Annotated in this window: 19 protein-coding genes; 1 reads left to right on the top strand and 18 read right to left on the bottom strand. The window is 51.2% G+C overall.

Annotation, left to right across the window (positions count from 1 at the left end; all coding sequences use genetic code 11):
• Window positions 1-29: 29 nt before the first annotated feature.
• From aroE to spoVAC, 11 genes are all read right to left on the bottom strand, one after another.
• Window positions 30-869 (bottom strand): shikimate dehydrogenase, encoded by an 840-nt coding sequence (aroE, locus tag SD71_RS00165; RefSeq protein ID WP_041058217.1) that lies wholly within the window; start codon window positions 867-869, stop codon window positions 30-32.
• A 33-nt stretch (window positions 870-902) separates the two neighbouring features.
• The gene (gene yqeH / locus SD71_RS00170; RefSeq protein ID WP_200889527.1) at window positions 903-2,024 is read right to left on the bottom strand and encodes a ribosome biogenesis GTPase YqeH; all 1,122 of its coding nucleotides are present in this window, start codon (window positions 2,022-2,024) and stop codon (window positions 903-905) included.
• A gap of 1 nt (window position 2,025) precedes the next feature.
• Window positions 2,026-2,550, bottom strand: a complete 525-nt coding sequence (locus tag SD71_RS00175) for a YqeG family HAD IIIA-type phosphatase (RefSeq protein ID WP_041058220.1) — start codon at window positions 2,548-2,550, stop codon at window positions 2,026-2,028.
• A gap of 118 nt (window positions 2,551-2,668) precedes the next feature.
• Window positions 2,669-3,010: a DUF4129 domain-containing protein gene (locus tag SD71_RS00180; RefSeq protein ID WP_041058223.1), complete on the bottom strand. Its 342-nt coding sequence runs from the start codon at window positions 3,008-3,010 to the stop codon at window positions 2,669-2,671.
• Window positions 3,001-3,651, bottom strand: coding sequence for a transglutaminase-like domain-containing protein (locus tag SD71_RS21710; RefSeq protein ID WP_052475795.1), 651 nt, complete (start codon window positions 3,649-3,651; stop codon window positions 3,001-3,003). The genes SD71_RS00180 and SD71_RS21710 overlap by 10 nt, the downstream gene beginning before the upstream one ends.
• A gap of 64 nt (window positions 3,652-3,715) precedes the next feature.
• Window positions 3,716-4,864, bottom strand: coding sequence for a hypothetical protein (locus SD71_RS21715; protein WP_052475796.1), 1,149 nt, complete (start codon window positions 4,862-4,864; stop codon window positions 3,716-3,718).
• Window positions 4,861-6,102 carry a DUF58 domain-containing protein gene (locus tag SD71_RS00190; protein ID WP_041058226.1) on the bottom strand — a complete coding sequence of 414 codons (1,242 nt, stop codon included), beginning with the start codon at window positions 6,100-6,102 and terminating at the stop codon, window positions 4,861-4,863. Before SD71_RS00190 ends, SD71_RS21715 begins: the two co-directional genes overlap by 4 nt.
• Window positions 6,103-6,104: 2 nt before the next feature.
• Window positions 6,105-7,058, bottom strand: coding sequence for an AAA family ATPase (locus SD71_RS00195; protein ID WP_041058229.1), 954 nt, complete (start codon window positions 7,056-7,058; stop codon window positions 6,105-6,107).
• Between the two features lie 136 nt (window positions 7,059-7,194).
• Window positions 7,195-7,545 (bottom strand): stage V sporulation protein AE, encoded by a 351-nt coding sequence (gene spoVAE / locus SD71_RS00200; RefSeq protein ID WP_041059536.1) that lies wholly within the window; start codon window positions 7,543-7,545, stop codon window positions 7,195-7,197.
• Between the two features lie 41 nt (window positions 7,546-7,586).
• A complete protein-coding gene (spoVAD, locus tag SD71_RS00205; protein WP_041058232.1) occupies window positions 7,587-8,621 on the bottom strand; it encodes a stage V sporulation protein AD in 1,035 nt (344 codons plus the stop codon).
• Window position 8,622: 1 nt separating this feature from the next.
• Window positions 8,623-9,123, bottom strand: coding sequence for a stage V sporulation protein AC (gene spoVAC, locus SD71_RS00210; RefSeq protein ID WP_041058235.1), 501 nt, complete (start codon window positions 9,121-9,123; stop codon window positions 8,623-8,625).
• Between the two features lie 174 nt (window positions 9,124-9,297).
• Between spoVAC and sigK the strand changes: the two genes are divergently transcribed.
• The gene (gene sigK / locus SD71_RS00215; protein ID WP_041058238.1) at window positions 9,298-9,999 is read left to right on the top strand and encodes an RNA polymerase sporulation sigma factor SigK; all 702 of its coding nucleotides are present in this window, start codon (window positions 9,298-9,300) and stop codon (window positions 9,997-9,999) included.
• Window positions 10,000-10,078: 79 nt separating this feature from the next.
• Here the strand turns inward: sigK and SD71_RS00220 are convergent, their stop codons facing one another.
• From SD71_RS00220 to SD71_RS00250, 7 genes are all read right to left on the bottom strand, one after another.
• Complete coding sequence (locus SD71_RS00220; protein WP_041058241.1) at window positions 10,079-10,939, bottom strand: HEPN domain-containing protein; 861 nt, start codon at window positions 10,937-10,939, stop codon at window positions 10,079-10,081.
• Window positions 10,940-10,999: 60 nt separating this feature from the next.
• The gene (locus tag SD71_RS00225; RefSeq protein ID WP_041058244.1) at window positions 11,000-13,108 is read right to left on the bottom strand and encodes a hypothetical protein; all 2,109 of its coding nucleotides are present in this window, start codon (window positions 13,106-13,108) and stop codon (window positions 11,000-11,002) included.
• 394 nt (window positions 13,109-13,502) lie between these two features.
• Window positions 13,503-14,690 (bottom strand): 4-hydroxybenzoate 3-monooxygenase, encoded by a 1,188-nt coding sequence (pobA, locus tag SD71_RS00230; protein ID WP_041058247.1) that lies wholly within the window; start codon window positions 14,688-14,690, stop codon window positions 13,503-13,505.
• A gap of 221 nt (window positions 14,691-14,911) precedes the next feature.
• Window positions 14,912-15,691 (bottom strand): alpha/beta hydrolase, encoded by a 780-nt coding sequence (locus SD71_RS00235; RefSeq protein ID WP_041058250.1) that lies wholly within the window; start codon window positions 15,689-15,691, stop codon window positions 14,912-14,914.
• A gap of 155 nt (window positions 15,692-15,846) precedes the next feature.
• Entirely contained in the window at window positions 15,847-16,713 is an 867-nt protein-coding gene (locus tag SD71_RS00240) for a carbohydrate ABC transporter permease (RefSeq protein WP_052475797.1), read from the bottom strand.
• A complete protein-coding gene (locus tag SD71_RS00245) occupies window positions 16,710-17,600 on the bottom strand; it encodes a carbohydrate ABC transporter permease (protein ID WP_200889528.1) in 891 nt (296 codons plus the stop codon). Before SD71_RS00245 ends, SD71_RS00240 begins: the two co-directional genes overlap by 4 nt.
• A 92-nt stretch (window positions 17,601-17,692) precedes the next feature.
• Complete coding sequence (locus SD71_RS00250) at window positions 17,693-19,018, bottom strand: ABC transporter substrate-binding protein (protein WP_041058256.1); 1,326 nt, start codon at window positions 19,016-19,018, stop codon at window positions 17,693-17,695.
• Window positions 19,019-19,117 lie beyond the last annotated feature (99 nt).

A 19,117-nucleotide genomic window follows, 5' to 3' on the forward strand; every position in this document is an offset into this window, starting at 1 on the left:
GGTTCTCCTGCTTTCTATATGTGAAAATATTATCCGAATGACGCGACAACAGCTTGCCGCATGACATCGATGGGCGCGGGTTGACCGGTCCAGTATTCGAAGGCGTACACGCCTTGATAAATGAACATGCCCACCCCGCCGTGGATGCGGCAGCCACGCTGCTTCGCCTGCCGAAGGAATGCGGTTTCGCGCGGATTATAGACTAAATCGCTGGCCACCGCTTCCTGCTTCAGCCATGCTGCGTCTAACGGCACTGCGTCCAGGTTAGGCGACATACCAACCGATGTCGTATTGATCACAATATCCGCGTCGGAACAGGCTTCCTGAAGCTCGTCCCGGTTCACAACGCTGACGCTGCATTCCGCTGAGAAGGCAGCGGCCAGCCGTTCCGCTTTGTCGGCGGTACGGTTCGCTAAAAGGATTGCAGAGGGTTTTTCCCGGGCCAAGGCCCACAGGATGCCCCTTGCGGCACCGCCGGCGCCTAGAATGACCACAGTTTTGCCGGTTAAGTCCAGCTCAACCTCTTCCTTCAAAGAGCGCACGTAGCCGATCCCGTCTGTGTTATATCCGATCAGCCGGCCGTCTTCGTTGACAATCGTATTGACCGCTCCGGCTGCTTGCGCTCCTGCATGGATTTCATCGAGATAAGCCATGACATCCACTTTGTGCGGGATTGTGACGTTAAGTCCGCGAAAGCCCATTGCGCACATACCTGCGATCGCGTCACCAAGCTGCTCGCGAGTGACATGAAAAGCGCCGTAAGCCGCGTTGATGCCCATGTGCCGGAACGCCTCATTCATCATGACGGGCGATTTGGAGTGCCGTATCGGGTCTCCGATCACCCCATATAACACCGTGTTGCTGTCCATTAACAGCTTTCCCCTCTCCCGCTGTCTTGCTTCCTATAAGATGGAGTCACGCAGCATCACTTTAATGCCCCGCGGCGCATAGACATCCACTGTTGCTCCGCTGGAGCCGTTCGCTTGAATCCAGCCTAATCCGGATATAAACACATCCTGTTCCGTGTTCGGCTGAATCCGCAGCCTATGTCTTGTCCAAGGCGGCATACCTTCCAAGCCCTCCAAGTTTGGCGGAGCAAGCATCACTCCACGGTGCTCGGCGTATAAAGCATCCGCCTTTTCCATCTTCGTTCGATGGATCGGCAGCCCGCCTGACACATAAACCGTGAAAGACTGCCGCTCCCCCTCGACAAAATCAAAGCGCACCAACGAGCCGAAGAACAGCGTCTGCTTCTCATTCAACTGATAAGTAATCGGTTTAAGCGGCTTATCCGGCAGAACGGCACCTAAATCTTCGCGCGGAATAATCTCGGTGAGCCGGGAGGAATAGACGATTCCCGGCGTATCGATGATGCTTTTGCCGTCCTCCAGCGGAATCTCCACGGCGTCTAAAGTCGTCCCCGGGTACCGCGAGACCGTGAGCTCACGTTTCAAGTCGCTGTAATCGGAGATGAGCCGGTTAATCAGCGTGCTTTTGCCAACGTTAGTGGCGCCTACAACATATACGTCGCGGCGCCTGCGCAGGGAGTTGACCGCCTCCACGACCCGATCGAAGCCGGTATTGCGCCGAGCGCTGCACAGCACAACGTCCGCCACCTTCAGCCCATTCTCTTTGGCTTGCTTCTGCACCCAGTTGCGCAGACGGTTCCAATTCGTCACTCGCGGCAGCAAGTCGATTTTGTTCACGACGAGCAGGACGGGATTATTCCCGACAAAACGCTGCAAGCCCGAAATGATGCTCCCCTGGAAATCAAATATATCGACAATATGAACGACCAGACTGTCCGTGGACGCTACGCCGCCGAGCAGCTTGAGGAACTCGTCCTGGTTGACGGTAACGGAAGACGCTTCATTATAGTTTTTAATTCGAAAACAGCGTTGGCAGACTGCGGAGTCCTTATCCAGCGAGGATTCCGGCACATAACCCGGCGTGTGGGTGTGTTCGCTTTGGAGCGCGATGCCGCACCCGGCACAACGGGGCTGCTGCAATTCATGATGAGCCACTTCAGCGCCCTCCTTTGTCCGGCCACAAACCTTTTTTGCGAAGGCGGGCTAATACGATTTTCTCGATTCTCCTGTTGAATCGGGTCATAAATCCTTCTTCACCCAGCGCAATCGGCGTCACCAGAATCGCGTGCAATCCGGCACGATGACCGCCCAGCACGTCCGTCAGCATCTGGTCACCCACGACGACCGCTTGCTCCGGCGGAAGTCCCATCAGCTGTAACGCTCTGTGGAACGACCTGCCCGCCGGTTTGCGTGCGGCCGGAATGAAGGGGATTCCCAGCGGCTCGGCAAATCTGGAAACCCGGGTCAAATTATTGTTCGACAAAATGACGACTTTAAAGCCGTTATCCTTTAATAAATCAAGCCAACCGACCAATTCCGGCGTGGCCAGCGGAGTCTTCGCGCTCACAAGGGTGTTGTCCAGATCAGTAATGATCCCTGTCACACCGCTGTTTTTCAGTTCAACCAAATCAATATCGAATATCGTGTTCACGATTTGATCGGGCAGTAATCGTTGGAACATTGTGTATAATAACCCCTGTCTTTTAACCGTTATACTTCCTCAAAATATACCACACGCCACCCTGCCTTCAAAAACAGGGAAAGCCCGGAAATCCGGCGCTTTCCCGTTTGTTTGCAGCTTATAATGCCTTGCGGATTTTGGCCGCTGCCGCGGTAAATTCCTGTAACACGCGGTCGTCCGCGGTCTGATGTCCGTAACGCACTTGTTCGAAAGTCGCCAAGATCCCGTCAAAATCGGACCTGAGCGAACTGAACGTTCCGGTCCACCGGGAGAACGTTTCTCTGATCGTCTCGTGCGATTCCCTTTTTAATCCCCTCCGTTTGAGGAAGGAGAGCAATTTGTCCATCTCGCGGACGACCCTTTGATTCGGTGTCGCTCCATAGTAGCGGACGCGGTGCCATATATCTCCCATCCCGCCGCGCCGGTAAATCAGATAGGCAGCAACCGCAATCAGAAGCACGCCGCCGATGCCGGCAGTAACAAGCCAGTTATTGCTCCGCTGCTCCCCGGCGTAACCGGTGCCGCATCCACCGGCTGTTCCGTATCCGGCTCTACCGCTTCCGGTTCGGTGCGAGGCTGCGGCACGCTAAACCCGGAGGTCGGCTCGAACGGAATCCAGCCGTACCCTTCGAAATAAACCTCAGCCCAAGAGTGAGCGTCAGCATTGCGCACCGTATAGGTACCCGCCCCGGCTATATTCGCCGTTTCGTCGCGCGCGGGATTCAGCCGGTCGATGACCGAGGCGGGGTCGAAGCCTGTAGCGTACCCTTTGACCCAGCGAGTCGGTAATCCGATGGAGCGAGCCATGACCACGAAAGATGTTGAGAAGTAGTCGCAATAACCCTCTTGGATTTCAAAAAGGAACGCATCCACCACATCTTTGCTCACCTGTTTGCCTACATCCGGAGAATTGGTGTAGGGGAATGTCTCTTTTAAATATTTCTCCAGCTTTTTGGCCCGATCATAATCATTCGTTAAGCCTGCCGTCTGCTCCCTCGCCAAATTGCGAACACGTTCCGGCAAGCTGTCCGGAAGCTGCAAATACGTTTCGGCATTAAAGATTTTGGCAGGTCCGGCATTGCGCAATGCCGCTTCATCCAACACAGCGACCTCGGAAACGACGGAGTAAGACTCGACCGCGGCCGCCTTATTCCAGCGCAGCTCCCTATTCCTCGGGGTTCCACAGCAATCCGCTGTTATTGTCGCTTTTGAGATCGGTTAAAGTTGAGGCCGGGCCCGCTGCGAAAAGCACCGGAAGCTTATCCTTGCGCAAAATTTTGACCGTCTGGACGACCTGCTTCGTCTGCACACCGTCGGCCCGGGGCGGAACAATCGGTAAGGAAGGCTTCTCGCCGAATGCGAACGGAAATAATTCCGGGTTTCTACGGTCTCCCCAACCTTTGCCCGTATATACGGCCTTCGATTCCCCCCGCCAATAGCTGCGTTCAGACGTTGTCACGGTCATCACGGGAGAGAAATCGAATTCAAATCCGCCTCCGATCGTTCGGTCGTCCCTGCTGTAACCGGATTGGGATGAGCCGGAACCTCCCCCGCTGCTGGTTAGAACCCCGCCTTCTCCTGCGAAGCTGGGCACTTCCCGTCCTTGCGCTTCCGTCCAGATCGTGTAAGGGTCTTCCAGCAGCACAGGCGCGCGAGGCATGAACACACCGCTCAGCAGCACCAGCGAAATGATAAGCACAGCCGGCACGGCGATATCAAACGGCCTTTGGGCCAAGGAATACCAGCTTTCCGGATGGCGTGCGCGAAGCTGGCTTAAATGAAGGATAACGAGCCACGACAGACCCATCGTCACGATCCACGCGATATTGTGCCAAAGCTCCAACGGGAAAAATGAATCGAAGGCTGCCATCACGGCAATGGAAGTTACGATCACAAAAATCGCGCCTGAACGGTTTTTGCCGAATAAGGCCATCAGATGCACGAGTATTACTGTGATCACGGCAATCTCGATGAACGGATGAAGCTGCTCCCCATGAAAGACGGCAAATGCGCGAACTTGCTCCCAGACCCGCCAGCTTTCAGGCCAGCCGGCCCACACGAAAGGTGTTTTTGCAATTACGAAAATCACGGCAGCCGCGCATTGTACGACAAACCGCCACAGTAACCCTCTGGTGAACAGCAGTTCCAACAAAGCCGTGACCGTTAAAGCAGCGTAAACGATAGAATATGTTTCTTCCCACCAGTAGCCCTGAAAGCACTGAATCAACTGCAATACGATGACCAGCGCAAAAAGCCGGGGAAGCCGTTCCAATACGAGATTGTGCCAGTAAAAGCCGGAGATGCGGGACCTCAAGCGCCCACCCCCAATGCTTGCGGCAATTTGTCCAATTGGTTCACCGAGCAAAAGTCCCAGTCCTTCGACTGGCACCATAGCTGCCACTTCCGAAGTCTCGGCGCATCAAGCTGATCCGCATGCGGATCAGCAATGTGGATGACACTCGGCACCATGCGCTTCGCGCTTATCGCATTGACAGCCGTTGACAGTGCGGGATGTTCGGTGGAGGCGCCGATCATGACGATGTGAATGCCCGGTTCGTAACGCTCCGCTACCTGGCATAGAAGATCACCCATCGTCTGCGCTCCATCCGGCTCTACATCGACCAGATGCTGCAAAATCTCTTCACGGGTCACATGCGATCTTCCTTCTCCGAACCAATAGGAACGTTCTCCTGCGGACACAAAACCGACAGGCATCCCCTTCAAGATCGACAGTTCCACTACGGAGGCGGCTACGGATACTGCCAATTCGAATTGATCTGCCCTAGAATAAGCGGCGGCGTTGCGATCCAGTACGAACACCACCCGGGGCAGCGCTTCACGCTCGAACTCCTTGGATTTCCACTCCCCGGTCTTGGCGGTGGCGTTCCAGTGGATTCTGGACAGCCTGTCTCCGTGTATGTACTCCCTGACCCCGTCGATCTGGGTGGTTTCCCTTGCCCATCGCGACGTATACGTATGCTGAAACATTCCCCGCTCCGAACGGCGGATCAACTGCCAGTCTTTCAATTGAATGCTGCGAGGCACCACTTGAATATCCATAGGCTGATAAAAGGTACCCCGGTGCTCGAGCAATCCGAAAATATCCCGCGTCGAGCAATCCGTCGTCTGAAATTGATATCGGCCGCGTCTTAGAGGAGCGGATTCAAACTGGATTTCACCTTTACGGCGATAATCCGGCACCACCGACACTTCGTACAATTGGTTGTCTCCGCTGTTCAAGCGGGCGAGTTTCTCACGGACAATAATATAAGGAAGAGGCCAGAAGCCGGGTATCTGAATCTGCAAATTCACGGTTAACCTCATGCCGGCGGTGAGAAGCGCGGACTGACCTTCTCTGAGCTGCACGGTGCGGGCACCTTGAATGCCTGCGATCCCGCTCCACCGGCCAAGAATCAGATAGAGCACAAGCGCGTTAAAAATGACGAAAAGCATGAGAGAAGTTTTGCCGCCTTGAAAAAGTAAATAAAAGACCGACGCCAAATACAGACCGGTGCTTAACCACCAAGCGCGAGGCAGGTACAGCCGACTCATAATTAACGCTCCATTCCGACAGGCACAGGCAACAGGCGAATAACCTCTTGCAGGATTTGGACCGTCGTTACCCCTTGCATACGAGCTTCCGAGCGAAGATGGAGCCTGTGTCCGAGAACAAGCGGAGCCATCGCCTTAACGTCATCGGGCAGAACGAATGAGCGGTGGTTCAGGAACGCGTAAGCTTTGGCTGCCGAGGCAAGAGCAACCGCAGCCCGGGGGCTAGCGCCAAGCAGGATGCCGGGGTGATGCCGAGTGCCGCGAATCAACGATATGAGATAATCGGCAACGGTAGTTTCCAGATGGATGCCTTCCGCCTGCCGCTGCAGCTCAGCGACATCTTCCACGGTGGCGACAGCGGTCAAAGCCTCGGCAGCCCGGCTGGCGGAGGGCTCCAGGACAAGACGCTTTTCCGAAGCTTCATCCGGATAGCCGAGCTTGATTTTCATCAGAAAACGGTCTAATTGGGCTTCGGGCAAACTGTATGTACCTTCGAACTCTATCGGGTTTTGCGTGGCGAATAACATAAAACACTGCGGAAGCGTATGGGTCTCGCCGTCGACGGATACCCGCCTTTCTTCCATGGCCTCCAGAAGCGCCGATTGCGTCTTGGTCGTTGCGCGGTTGATTTCATCCGTCAGCAGCATGTTGGCCATGATCGGGCCGGGACGAAATACGAATTGTTCCAGCTTCGGATGGTAAATCGAAACGCCGGTAATGTCCGTAGGCAGCAAATCGGGATTGCATTGAATCCGATGAAAAATACCGCCGACGGATAAAGCGAGCGCTTTCACCATTTGCGTCTTGCCGGTGCCCGGCACGTCCTCGATCAGCACATGTCCGCCCGCGAGCATCGCGGTCAGCATCCAAGCGATCTCATCTTTCTTCCCGTAAATGCAAGATTCCATATTGCGTCGTATTTGATCCAACAATTGCATCGCTCCGTGATGATCCATTGCCGTTTTCCTCCTATGGACCTTTGGTTTTATATTTTTATTAATCACCTCATTATACCGGAATTTGGCTAAGATGGTAAACGAAAAACAGCCAAACCCGGAATCGGAATTGGCTGTCGGCTTGGAAAGCCGTATATCAACCCTTCGGACGCACGACCAAGGCGGCGAGGAACGAGAAGATAATCGCTGCGGAAATTCCCGCGCTCGTCACCTCGAAGATTCCGGTAATAACGCCGATCGGACCGTCCCGCTCCAGCTCCTGCAGCGCTCCATGAACGAGCGAGTTGCCGAAGCTGGTGATCGGAACCGACGCCCCTGCGCCGGCGAAATCGATCAAAGGGTCATACCATCCGATGCCGTCGATTATTGCGCCCACCACGACAAGCGTAGACATCACGTGCGCCGGCGTCATCCGGCCTACATCAAGCATCAGCTGTCCAACGACACAGAAAGCGCCGCCCACCACAAAAGCCCAAAAATACTGCATTCCCGTACTTCCGCCCGTCATATATGTCCAGACGTCCTGCATTACAGCGCCCCCTTTCGCCCATTATTGTCCTGCGCCTCAATGGCCACTGCGTTGGCAATGCACGGAATGGACTCTCCCTGTTGATACGACAGCGGACTGAGGAGCGCGCCGGTGGCGACCACAAGGATGCGCTTCAGTTCTCCAGCCTTGATCCTTTTGAGCAGGTGGCCGTACGTCACGACCGCCGAACAAGCGCATCCGCTTCCTCCGGCTTGCACCGCCTGCTTCTCCCGGTCATAGATCATCAGGCCGGCGTCCATAAATTGCGTGGATTCAATCGGCACTCCGTTACGCTGGAGCATCTCCGTCGCAATCGGATGCCCGACATTGGCGAGGTCCCCGGTTACGATCATGTCGTAATATCCAGGCTCTCTGCCGGTGTCTTCAAGGTGGCCCTGGATCGTATCGACAGCCGCCGGAGCCATTGCCGCACCCATATTGAACGGGTCTTTAATTCCAAGATCCATAATTTTGCCGATGGTCGCGGCGGTAATTACGGGTCCCTCACCCTTCTGCGCGACAATGGCCGTACCCGCTCCGGTAATCGTATACTGCGCGGTCGGCGGCTTTTGCGAACCGTACTCCGTCGGATACCGAAACTGCTTCTCCGCCGTACAGTTATGGCTCGAAGTCCCGGCCATCGCATATTTCGCCCCGCCGGAGGCCACGATCAAGGAAGCGAGCGCCAGCGACTCCATCGAGGTGGAACAGGCCGCGAAAACTCCGAGATACGGCACGGCCATCTTGCGGGCAGCGAAGGTGCTGCTGATGATCTGATTCATCAGGTCGCCGCCGACGAAGAAATTAAGCTGCTGCTGGCTGATTTGCGCATGCTGCAGCGCGATCTCTGCCGCCTGCTCGAGCAGTACCCGCTCGGATTTCTCCCAGGTTGACTGTCCGATTTCGTAGTCGGAATGAATGAGATCGAAATCGTTGGCCAGCGGCCCCTTGCCCTCGTCAGGCCCGACCACTGTGCCGGTCGCAATAATGACGGGCGGTTTCGGGTACATCCATGTTCTTTTTCCGGTGAGCATCCTATCGTCCTCCAAGCGTAAGGTCCAGCAGCCAGTGGATGATACCGACAAAAAATGCGGCAACAACGCCGAACACAACTACGGAACCGGCTAACTTAAACATTTTCGCACCCACGCCAAGAACCAAGCCTTCACTGCGATGCTCGATTGCAGCTGAAGACATCGAATTCGCAAAACCCGTAACGGGAACGGCCGATCCTGCTCCGGCCCACTGCGCGATTTTATCGTAGACACCCAAAGCGGTCAGCACCACGGAAATAAAGACGAGCGTCGCCACCGTCGGACTTGCCGCCTGACGTGTGGGCATATCGAACACGGTCATATAGAACTGCTGAATGCCCTGACCGATCAGGCATATGGTCCCTCCCACCAGAAAAGCTTTCAAACAGTTGCCTGGCACCGCCCGAGCCGGTTCCCTGGATTTAGCGAAAGCCTTATACTCCTTGGCTGACATCGACACGGGTTTATACGCCGGTTTTTTGCCGCCGCTTTTCACCGCCACACGATCACCTCCGAAAAGATCAAATTCGTCGGGTTCATTATTTCCCAAATATGGCTGTCAGCATTCGATAACTTTATTTCTTATCCGATGGAACTAGCACGATTAGGCGTTTAACCACATAGAATGGTAATGCTTTCTTTGCACGTTGACCCTACTGCCGGAGGTGACCTTCCCGTGCCCGGTTTTATTACATCGATTGCCCTGTTCCTGAAGCAGCTGTCTTTGCTTGTCTCCTATGTCAAAAACAACGCATTCCCGCAGCCGCTGACCGACCAAGAAGAAGCTTTGCACCTGCAAAGACTTGCTGAAGGCAACCCCGTGTCCCGCAATTTGCTGATCGAGCACAACTTGCGGCTTGTCGCCCACATTGTGAAGAAATTCGATAACACCGGAGAGGATCTCGAAGATCTCATTTCCATCGGAACGATCGGGCTGATCAAAGCAATTGAAAGCTTCCAGCCGAACAAAGGCACCAAACTCGCCACATTCGCCGCCCGCTGTATAGAGAATGAAATACTTATGCATTTGCGATCCCTGAAAAAAACGCGAAAAGACGTCTCCCTCCACGACCCGATCGGTACCGACAAAGAAGGCAACGAGATTACCTTGCAGGATATTCTAGGGACGGAACCCGATGAAGTCGTTGAACAGGTGCAGCTAAAAATTGAAAAAAGCAAAATTTACCGCAATCTGGACATTCTCGATGATCGTGAACAGGAGGTTATACGAGGCCGCTTCGGGTTGGACGGGGTCGGAGACGAACGCACACAGCGCGAGATTGCAAGGGAGCTGGGGATTTCCCGCTCTTATGTTTCAAGGATTGAGAAGAGGGCGCTCATGAAGCTTTATCATGAGTTTTATAAGGCGAAGCGGTAGTTAGGCAGACACCCTGTCAATTGGATTACAAGCAAAATGAAAGCTGACTCCGGTATCAACCGGAGTCAGCTTGTTTCGTTTAATGAATGTCGTAACCTTTGTCTCTATACTTGTTTTGAAGTCCGGCGAACTCTTGTTTTAATGACTTGAGTTCCTCCGGTTGACAGCCGTTGCGGATCGCCTTGTCGATTTTGTCTTTGACAAAATACATGATTTCATCGATTTCCTTGAACAATTCCGGTTTGTTAACTTCGTATCTGGCGATCAACTTCTGTTGAGCTTCCCTCAGCTTCTCCGGATGGTTCGGAGGGACGAATAAGAGGTGACCTAAATCATCGTGTTCGAGGAGTATCGCGACTGGATTCGATCTGTCCTTTGGAATCATGTTATACCCTTGTTTAAGCGATTCGGCGGTCGTCTGAATTTGTTCCACCGCGGATTGAAGAACCGCGATGTTGTTGTTAACAGGTTCGACCCGAAAATAGCTTTCCACAACTCTGCTAACAATCGGATATGCGTTTCTTACGATATCTATATCGCGCGTGCGGTTGATTTTTTTGGAACCATGAAAAAGGTTGTTCCGAACTTTATTGAGAATCTGCAGTAAGTTTTCAAGTGCAACGACGGGCTGTTGCTGGCGGTAACGGATCAACCGTTGCCTGGCTCCTTTTGTATCCGATACTTCGCCTCTGACATTCAGATACTGGACCGGAGGCTGAAGCGTGCAAAAGTAATCCACCTCAGGCAGATTGAGAATCGCCTGCGCGATTTCGGGACGGATCCTTGCCACGAGCCGGCTGATTTTCTCTCCTTCCCGATCTACAGGCTCGTCCCCATACAAAGCATTAAAAGAAATCCACACGCTGATGAATTTGTCGAATGAGTCCTCGCTGCCGCGAGCTTTCTCGTACCATCTTGCTGCTGTATCGTATGCGTTCATGAAAATGCTCCTTTTGTCATCATACAAAAGGGACTGCCCGAAGCCAGTCCCCTAGTGTAATTAATATTTGAACCAAACATCGTAAGATTGGCCGATGTCACTGAAATAAACGTTGGATTGGCACCAGAGCACGCCATTTTCATCCACGTAGGTGTCCTTCACATACAGTTCGTTATAGGAACCCAGCGTTCCCGCTTGATTCGATGTGGATGGGTCGTGATACACCGTCGCCCCCGCGTAATCGTACAAGTACGTGTATTTCACGTTGTCACCAAGCGCCGTCGCTTGATCAATCTTGGCCTGCATCTTTCGTTTCTTCTCGGCATCCGCCTGCCTCTGTTTCATTACTTTCTTCACTTCTTCAGGAGTGACCCGGACATACTTGGTATCCCCGGTTTCGGCCGCCTCTCCGACTCCGCGATGGAGGAAGGTGTCCTTGTTTTCGTACTGCCAGATGAACATATCGTCAGAATCCGGTGTGAAGACCACATCGACCTGGTGAGGGGTGGCGTTCTCCAGTGTGAACGGAACTTCCTGTCCCTCTCCATTGTCGTCGTAGTACTTGAACTTCTTATCTTTCGTGATTTCCAAATACCAGGTCGATTCCTCGTCCTCGCCTTTCCAACTGCCCGTCATCTGTCCGATGCCGATCAGCTTCTCATGGATCTTGCGACCCAGAAAATGAATCGTATTATACTCGTCCGACTTTTCCACCAGTTTAACCGGCGCCTTCCCATTCATGATCAGGAACAGCTCTCCGGATTTCGTTTTATAGGTCAAATATTGGAGGCTGGAGTCGATGGCATAAGATTCCACCTGCTCGGCCAGCTTCTTCTTCTCTTTCACAGGTGTTGCGGGAACGTCTGCTGCCGGAGCGTCCGATGGTTCGTCTTTCTTTTTCGGTTCCGGGCTGGCGCTTGCGCTTTCCGTTGCGGCTGGAGAGAGATCGATCGAGTACAAATTCTTCTCCTCGTCCAGGAACACCACGATCTTATTGTATAAACGCGATTCCTTCACGCCGCTGCCGATTTTGGACTTTTGCTCCCCTGTTCTCTTCAGGAACAGATTTCCGTCCGTATCGGTAAAAATGATGCTGCTTCCGTCCGGCGCCACGTCGAACGAGACAATGTCGTCGTCTAGCTTGCGGTGTTCTTCCGGATTGAGGGTTTTGAGCGTCGGAGCTGCGGATGCTTCCGCTTTCTTTTCTTTCGTCTTCGGTTCGACAGGGTCTTTGAGATTCTTCACGTACAGCCCTTTATCTTCATTCAGAAAATAAAGCTCGTATCCCATGTCCGTCAGCTTATAATCGGTGACGTCCGAACCGATCTTCGATTTGGCGTATCCGTCCTTGAGCACGACCAACTCGCCCTTGGAAGTTTCTTCCCTGTATTCGTCAAGGTAAACGAACAGTTGGCTGTCACGGGAGTAGAGCGCTTCGCCGATCTTGTCGGCATCCATTCGTTCCTTGTCCACAGCGGCGGCCTTCTTGATGTAGAAATTGCCTTCCGAGTTGTCGAAGACCGTCGTCTTCCCGTCCGGGCTGGTCAGGAAATAAACCACATCCGATCCGATCTTCTCCTTGTCCGCAGCCTTGGATTCTTTGCGGTACAGTGAGCCGTCCTTCGTTAAGTATGTAACCGTCGTCCCGTCCACGGAGATCTGGTAGGCGTTTCGTTTCACATCGGAAGCGATCTTTTCCTTTTCTCCGCCAATCACTGACAGATACAGATCGCCGGTTTCCGACTCAAAGTTCTTGCTGACAGTGGTTTTCAGGTACAAAATGGCGGACTCAGACTTCGAGAAGGTGACAGAATCCGGATAAACGTCGGTCGAAAGCTGTACCTCTTCCTTGTCTTTTTCTTTCATCATCAGGTTGTTATCTTTATCCAGAAACAATGCCACTTTGGTATTGTAAAGGTAGATAAATTGATCGCGGATGACCTCTGAGGAAATTTTTTCTTTATTCGCACCATTCTTCACGAGGTACAAATCCCCGGTGTCAAGCTTGGCGTCAGCCCCGGCCGCGAAAAGGACGACTTCGTCTTTGGCAATCTTGACGCTTGGGTCTTCCTGATACTGCGGTTCTTGGTTAACAAGAGCTTCCTCTTTATTACACCCCGCCAAAATAAAACCAACAATCATGATCAGCAATCCTAGTTTAATCTTCATCTGCGACTTTTGCCCCTTAAATTGGTTATATATGGACTACCTTCATCATATTATCATTGGAGTTATTTGTCGTAAAGCGTCGATTGAGCGTATTTGTTTGCTTATCACTCAGTCAATGATCGCCGACAATTCTTCGATCGCTTTTATCTCGTCCTCATAATTGATTGAAAAGACCTTTAATTTCAAGTTTTAAATTTTTTTCAAAGTGCCTTCAGGACTGGCAAGGTCGGCGGGAATCTTGATATCAAGCAGCTCTATTTGTTTCATTAGGCAGTCCCTTGTCAAAATCCCATTCCCCCCAGCCATTCGACGCAGAGCGAATTATCATCGTTAGTACGCTCTCATCAGCAGCACAAAAGCGATCTTCTTCTTCGAGAAAGTTCGCTTTGTTCATTCAATGATATTCCATCGGTAAGCCCACATAATTCTCGGCCAGGCTGACCGAAGCGGCGCGGGACGAAGTGACATAATCCAGTTCCGCCAATTGAATTTGGCGTTCAAACGGTGAATGGTCATGATTGCGGTGGAGCATCGTCGTCATGACCATCGAGAAGCGTTCTGCTTTCCATACCCGCCTCAAACATACGTCCGTGTACCTTTCCAATAGCTCCGTCTGCCCCCTCTTATAGTAGGCATCGAGTCCGCGGGCGAGGTATTGGACGTCCGATGCCGCCAGGTTTAATCCCTTGGCTCCCGTCGGCGGTACGATGTGCGCGGCGTCTCCCGCCAGGAACAGCTTTCCGTACTGCATCGGATCGCACACGAAGCTGCGCATGGAGACAATGCCTTTCTGGAAGATGGGACCTTCGATCAGACGGAAACCTTCTTTGGTTTCCAGGCGGTTATGCAGCTCGGACCAAATCCGGTCATCGGACCAATTGGCGATGTCATCCTTCGCATCGACTTGGAGATATAGACGCTGAATTTTCGAAGAACGGGTGCTTAGCAAGGCAAATCCCCGTTCGTGGTTCGAATAAATTAGTTCAGGAGAGGACACTGGCGCTTCTGTCAAAATGCCGAGCCAGCCGAACGGATAAATCTTCTGGTACTCGGTACGCAAGGAATGCGGAATGGCCGGGCGGCTCGGACCATGGAAGCCGTCACAGCCGGCAATATAGTCGCACACAAGTTCCTGAAGCTCTCCTTCTTTATCTTGGCGAAAACGGATCTTCGGCAACTCGCTGTCCAAATCGTGCAAGCTGACTTCTCCGACGTTAAAATGAATGGCGCCGCCCTGCCGCAGGCGCGCGTCCACCAAATCCTTGATCACTTCATGCTGCGCATACACGGTCACGTATTTGCCGCCTGTCAGCTCATGAACGTTGATCCGATGGCCCTTTCCCTTGAAGCGAAGCTCAAACCCTTCGTGAAAATAGCTTTCCTTCATCAACCGGGAGCCGACGCCCAGACGGTTCATAAGGTCGACGGTTCCTTGCTCTAGAACCCCCGCGCGAATCGTCCCTTCGATTTCAGCCTGGGTTCGGTTCTCCACAATGACGGATTCGATTCCCATCTGATGAAGTTGATGAGAAAGCAGAAGCCCCGCAGGACCCGCTCCTATAATCCCTACCTGAGTACGCATTTACCGTTCCTCCGAATTCGATAGCATTATATCCCTTCAATTCCCAGCAGTTTTTGTATTATGTGATCCATGAGAAAGATGAGATTTATAATGCGTCAAGGCGTTCATCCGCAAGCGGGAGTGGGTTGGGTGAAAAAAAGGGATCGTTTTCTTTTGGGAGAATGATCGCCAATCAAACCGACGCAGGAGCTCCAGCGAAATAGACACAGACCCTCACCTCCCTATCTTCGGGTCAAATTCCTGTTGAAGAAATCCAGCGTATGATCCAATAATTGATTTCTCCAACCGACGCTTTCGTAAGTGTGGCCTGCTCCCGGGACAACCTTTAATTCTGCCTTTTGCCCATAGGTCTCTAAATATTTCTCCGACACACTGATCGGGACAAGATCATCTTGATCACCGTGGATCAGCAGCACATTTTTGTTGTAATACGAAGCGGTGGCATAAATATCCCAACACAAAGCATCATTTACAAAATCCTTGCCAAGCTTTAAACCGCGAACATCGATGTATTCCCAATTATCGAGATGGCTGATGTCGATGTTTTGCAGCTTCCCTTCTTTCAAATCCTGGACAACGATTGCAGCGGGACACCATAAACATAATGCATGGATCTCATCTTTGCGATCAGCTGCGAGAAGACTGGCAATTACACCTCCCAGACTCATGCCCAGGATCATCACTTTTTCTTTGTCGACAAAATCAAGCGATCGAACGTAGTCCAAAATATTACTAGCGTCCGATAATTGACTTGTCAGGGTCGTTCCCATGAAATCACCGTCGCTTTCTCCGCTCCCGGAGAAATCAAAACGAACGCTTGCAATTCCTTTCTTTTCTAACCGTCTGCAGAGTTCCACAAAAACGAACTGAGCACCCGTCTTGGAACCGGTAAAACCATGGAAGAGGATCACTGCTGGTGACTTCCCCGTGATATGATCCGGTGCGTGGAGCATTCCTCGTAATACAACACCACTACTTGTACATTCGACAGCTGTTTGCATTTCGCCAGCCACTCCTAACTATTGAATTTTTTAGTCAAGAAATATGAATTTTGTGCCCTTGACTAGCTGACTGTTTAATCGCATTAATCACCTTTAAAGTTTCAAGAGCATCCTCACCGACACCAATTTGTAGCCGTGATTTAACCCTAGCACCGCTAACTTGACATTTTTTCATCGGGAGATCTCCCTATATTAACTTTTTTAACGAACCTTCCGTTAAACCGCTTATGATGTACTTTTGCATGAATACATACAGGATCAGAATCGGAAAAAATGCTTAGTGCGTATGCTGCAAATTGCACGGTCGTACCCAAATCGGTTCTCGCATTCAAATTATATTGAAACAACGGGAGCGTCCAATAAGAGGAATCCTTGTTAAGCAGAACGAGAGGCAGCAAGAACTCATTCCATATCCATAATGCATTGATGATGAGAATCGTGGCGACAATCGGCCTCATGACCGGATAAATCACCTTAAAAAAAGCCGTCCAGGCATTACATCCGTCAATCTCCGCGGCCTCTTCCAGTTCGAGCGGCACTGTCCGCAAATAACCGACACAAAGAAAAACGCCTTGGATTAACGAACCGGACAAATAGACCAACACCAATCCGATGGGATTCGTGAGATGGAAGAAGGTCATCATTTTGACCAATGGAAGCATCAGCATTTGTACGGGAACAAACATGCCGAAAATAAACATATAAAATACGATCCGATAATAGGTTTGACCAAAGTTCCTTGAAATCGGATAGGAGACCATAGGAACCAATATGGCGATGATCATGGCCGAAATAGCCGTGATGATAATTGAATTCGTTATGGACGGCCAGATGGACGGCATCGCGAACAGTTTTTCGAAATTAATCCATGTGAGAGATTCAGGGAGAGCGAAGTAGTTATTCGCAGCTTCCAATGGTGTTTTAAATGCGGTAATGAAAGTCAAATAGACGGGATAAGCGATCAAAACAACGCCGGCCAGCATGACGAGATGGGTGCCGATTTTGGGCCAGATCATTTTCATTGTTGGTCGACTCCCTTACGGTTCAGGTAAGAGAATTGAAGAATGGAAAAGAGGGCGATCGCCACGAGCAACAATACGGATTGCGCCGCGCCGAGTCCAAAACGGTTGTTTCCGAATCCTTGCTTGAAAATCAACAAACCTATGGACTCAGTAGAAAAGCCGGGACCGCCGCCTGTCATCGCCATGATATATTCGAAAGTGGTGAGACCCGCTCTTATTTTCAAAACCAGAACCACACTGAGTACCGGTACAAGAAATGGGAATGTAATATCCCGAAATTTCTGAAATATAGTGGCGCCGTCCAATGTTGCGGCTTCGTACAAGTGCTGAGGCACGCTTTGAAGTCCGGCGATGAACAGCACCATGGGGATGGCGATCCCCTGCCAAATACTCACGAATAAAATTCCGTATAACGCGAGATTAGGGTTTCCCAATGGATTCGTCGATAAAGCATTGATTCCCAGAAACTTCCCTATATTCGGAATAACGCCATAAAAGATTTGGTTCCAGATCAACCCCACGACAATCGAACCGAGCACGGCAGGAAAAAAAAAGGCGGAGCGATAAGCATTCCTGAAACGAATCAATCGGGAATTAAGCGCCACGGCTAATAATAAGGAAAGCACGGTTACAAAGAAGGTTAATAAAAAAGTGTAAGAGAGTGTGAACCGGATATCCCCCATGAATCGGACATCGGAGAAGGTCTGAATATAATTTTCAAACCAAATGAAATTGTACTTTTTCGACAGGCCGTCCCAGTTAGTCATACTATAATAGATTCCCGTAAACATCGGACCCAGAAATAAGACCGCGAACACCAGAACTCCCGGTAAGGTAAACAGGAAATGGGTCGTTTTTTTGGACATTCCTATGCGCAGTGGTTGCAACCTGTTGCCCTCCCTTTCAAACGCGCCTCATGCGTGATAGCAGAGAATCCGCAAGCGGCATACACTAACGGATTCTCTCGAGAAATCCTTTATTATTTCACTCCGTAGAACAAGGCATCAATGGATTGAAGGAACTTGTCAACATCCTTTGTCTGAGCCAAGGCTTGTGCGTGAGTTGCAAAATCGTTCAATTGGCTGACCGACCAATGTCCCCTCTCACCCGGCCATTGAAATGTTTTCCCTTCATCAATATACTTGCGCATCAGTTCGGTTTCCTTTGTCGTGCTTGGTACGCCCAGGATCGCCGAAGGGGACATCTCTTTCGATTCAAAAAGCGCCGCATTTTCGGGCTGCGACCAGAAGTCGAGAAACATTTTCGCTTCTTCGATATATTTGGAATCCGAAGATATGGCAAATTGGAAGCCGGTTCCAACCGGTACCCTTATGGCGTTCGGGTCATCTCCAGGTAATGGAAATTCCGAAAACTCCAACTCCGGGTTAATGGATCTGACCACGGTAGCGGCAAAATTAATGTAAGGCATCATCGCCGCTTTGCCGGTTGCAAACTGATTGAATCCTTCCTGCATGGAAATACTTAAGCTGTTTTCACTGTATTTCCGAAGATCTATATACATCTGTGCTGACTTGCGCAACACTTCGCTTTCCGTAAGGTGCGTTTTCTTCTCCATCGCATCCAGGAAAATCTGTTTTGGATTATCCGTGAAAACTCCTGAATAAGCTTGAAAATCAAGTCGGTTGATCATCGGCACATCTTTATCCGGGAAGACGAAAGGAGTTATTCCGGCAGCCTTGATCTTTTCTGCGGCAGCAATTAATTCATCTTTTGTTTTGGGGACATCGATACCCAGGTCGTTGAAGATTTTTTTGTTGTAATACATGCCAATCATGTTGAAAACACCGGGCATTCCATACTTCTTACCTTCGTAATCCACCATTTCAAGCGCTGTAGGATTAACCCTCTTCATAAACTCTTCGTTCGTGAGATCGACGATCAACCCATTTTGCACGTAATTTCGGTAGGCTGCGGAAGCTCCCAGGTTAAAAAGATCCGGCGCATCACCGGAGGCCATCCGCATATCCAGAACCTTCAGCGCATCCGGAACATTATTCTGTGTAATGTTAATATGCGGGTACTTTTCCTCGAATCTTGCGATAATGGCTTCGAATGCCGGTACAACAGGAGCAAATTGAAAAAACTCCAGCTCAACGACTTCTTTCTTTTCCTGTGCAGCTTGTGTCGAAGCCGACGGGGTGCTGTCTGGAGAGGCAGCCGCAGACGACGGACTTGCATTGCCATCGTTGTTAGAACTGCCACAAGCGGCAAGAACCATGACGAGAATCGCAAGCATCAAAATAAGAAGCGCTTTCATTTTAACTCTTCGATTTCCTACTTGCACTTTGGAACCCCCTTAAAGATTGAGAATCATACCGCAAAGTAATTGTATTTCATCATGCCGCTCCGATAAATGGACATATCGAAACATGAAATGGACAAA

It is taken from the genome of Cohnella kolymensis, from assembly GCF_000829465.1.
GTDB classification, from domain to species: Bacteria; Bacillota; Bacilli; order Paenibacillales; family Paenibacillaceae; genus Cohnella; species Cohnella kolymensis.

Bases quoted from the DNA above. Each gene is read 5' to 3' on its own strand.
- aroE (WP_041058217.1), bottom strand. From the start codon at position 869: ATGGACAGCAACACGGTGTTATATGGGGTGATCGGAGACCCGATACGG.
- SD71_RS00175 (WP_041058220.1), bottom strand. From the start codon at position 2,550: ATGTTCCAACGATTACTGCCCGATCAAATCGTGAACACGATATTCGAT.
- SD71_RS00190 (WP_041058226.1), bottom strand. From the start codon at position 6,102: ATGAGTCGGCTGTACCTGCCTCGCGCTTGGTGGTTAAGCACCGGTCTG.
- SD71_RS00195 (WP_041058229.1), bottom strand. From the start codon at position 7,058: ATGGATCATCACGGAGCGATGCAATTGTTGGATCAAATACGACGCAAT.
- spoVAE (WP_041059536.1), bottom strand. From the start codon at position 7,545: ATGCAGTATTTTTGGGCTTTTGTGGTGGGCGGCGCTTTCTGTGTCGTT.
- spoVAD (WP_041058232.1), bottom strand. From the start codon at position 8,621: ATGCTCACCGGAAAAAGAACATGGATGTACCCGAAACCGCCCGTCATT.
- SD71_RS00220 (WP_041058241.1), bottom strand. From the start codon at position 10,939: ATGAACGCATACGATACAGCAGCAAGATGGTACGAGAAAGCTCGCGGC.
- SD71_RS00225 (WP_041058244.1), bottom strand. From the start codon at position 13,108: ATGAAGATTAAACTAGGATTGCTGATCATGATTGTTGGTTTTATTTTG.
- pobA (WP_041058247.1), bottom strand. From the start codon at position 14,690: ATGCGTACTCAGGTAGGGATTATAGGAGCGGGTCCTGCGGGGCTTCTG.
- SD71_RS00235 (WP_041058250.1), bottom strand. From the start codon at position 15,691: ATGCAAACAGCTGTCGAATGTACAAGTAGTGGTGTTGTATTACGAGGA.
- SD71_RS00240 (WP_052475797.1), bottom strand. From the start codon at position 16,713: ATGAAAATGATCTGGCCCAAAATCGGCACCCATCTCGTCATGCTGGCC.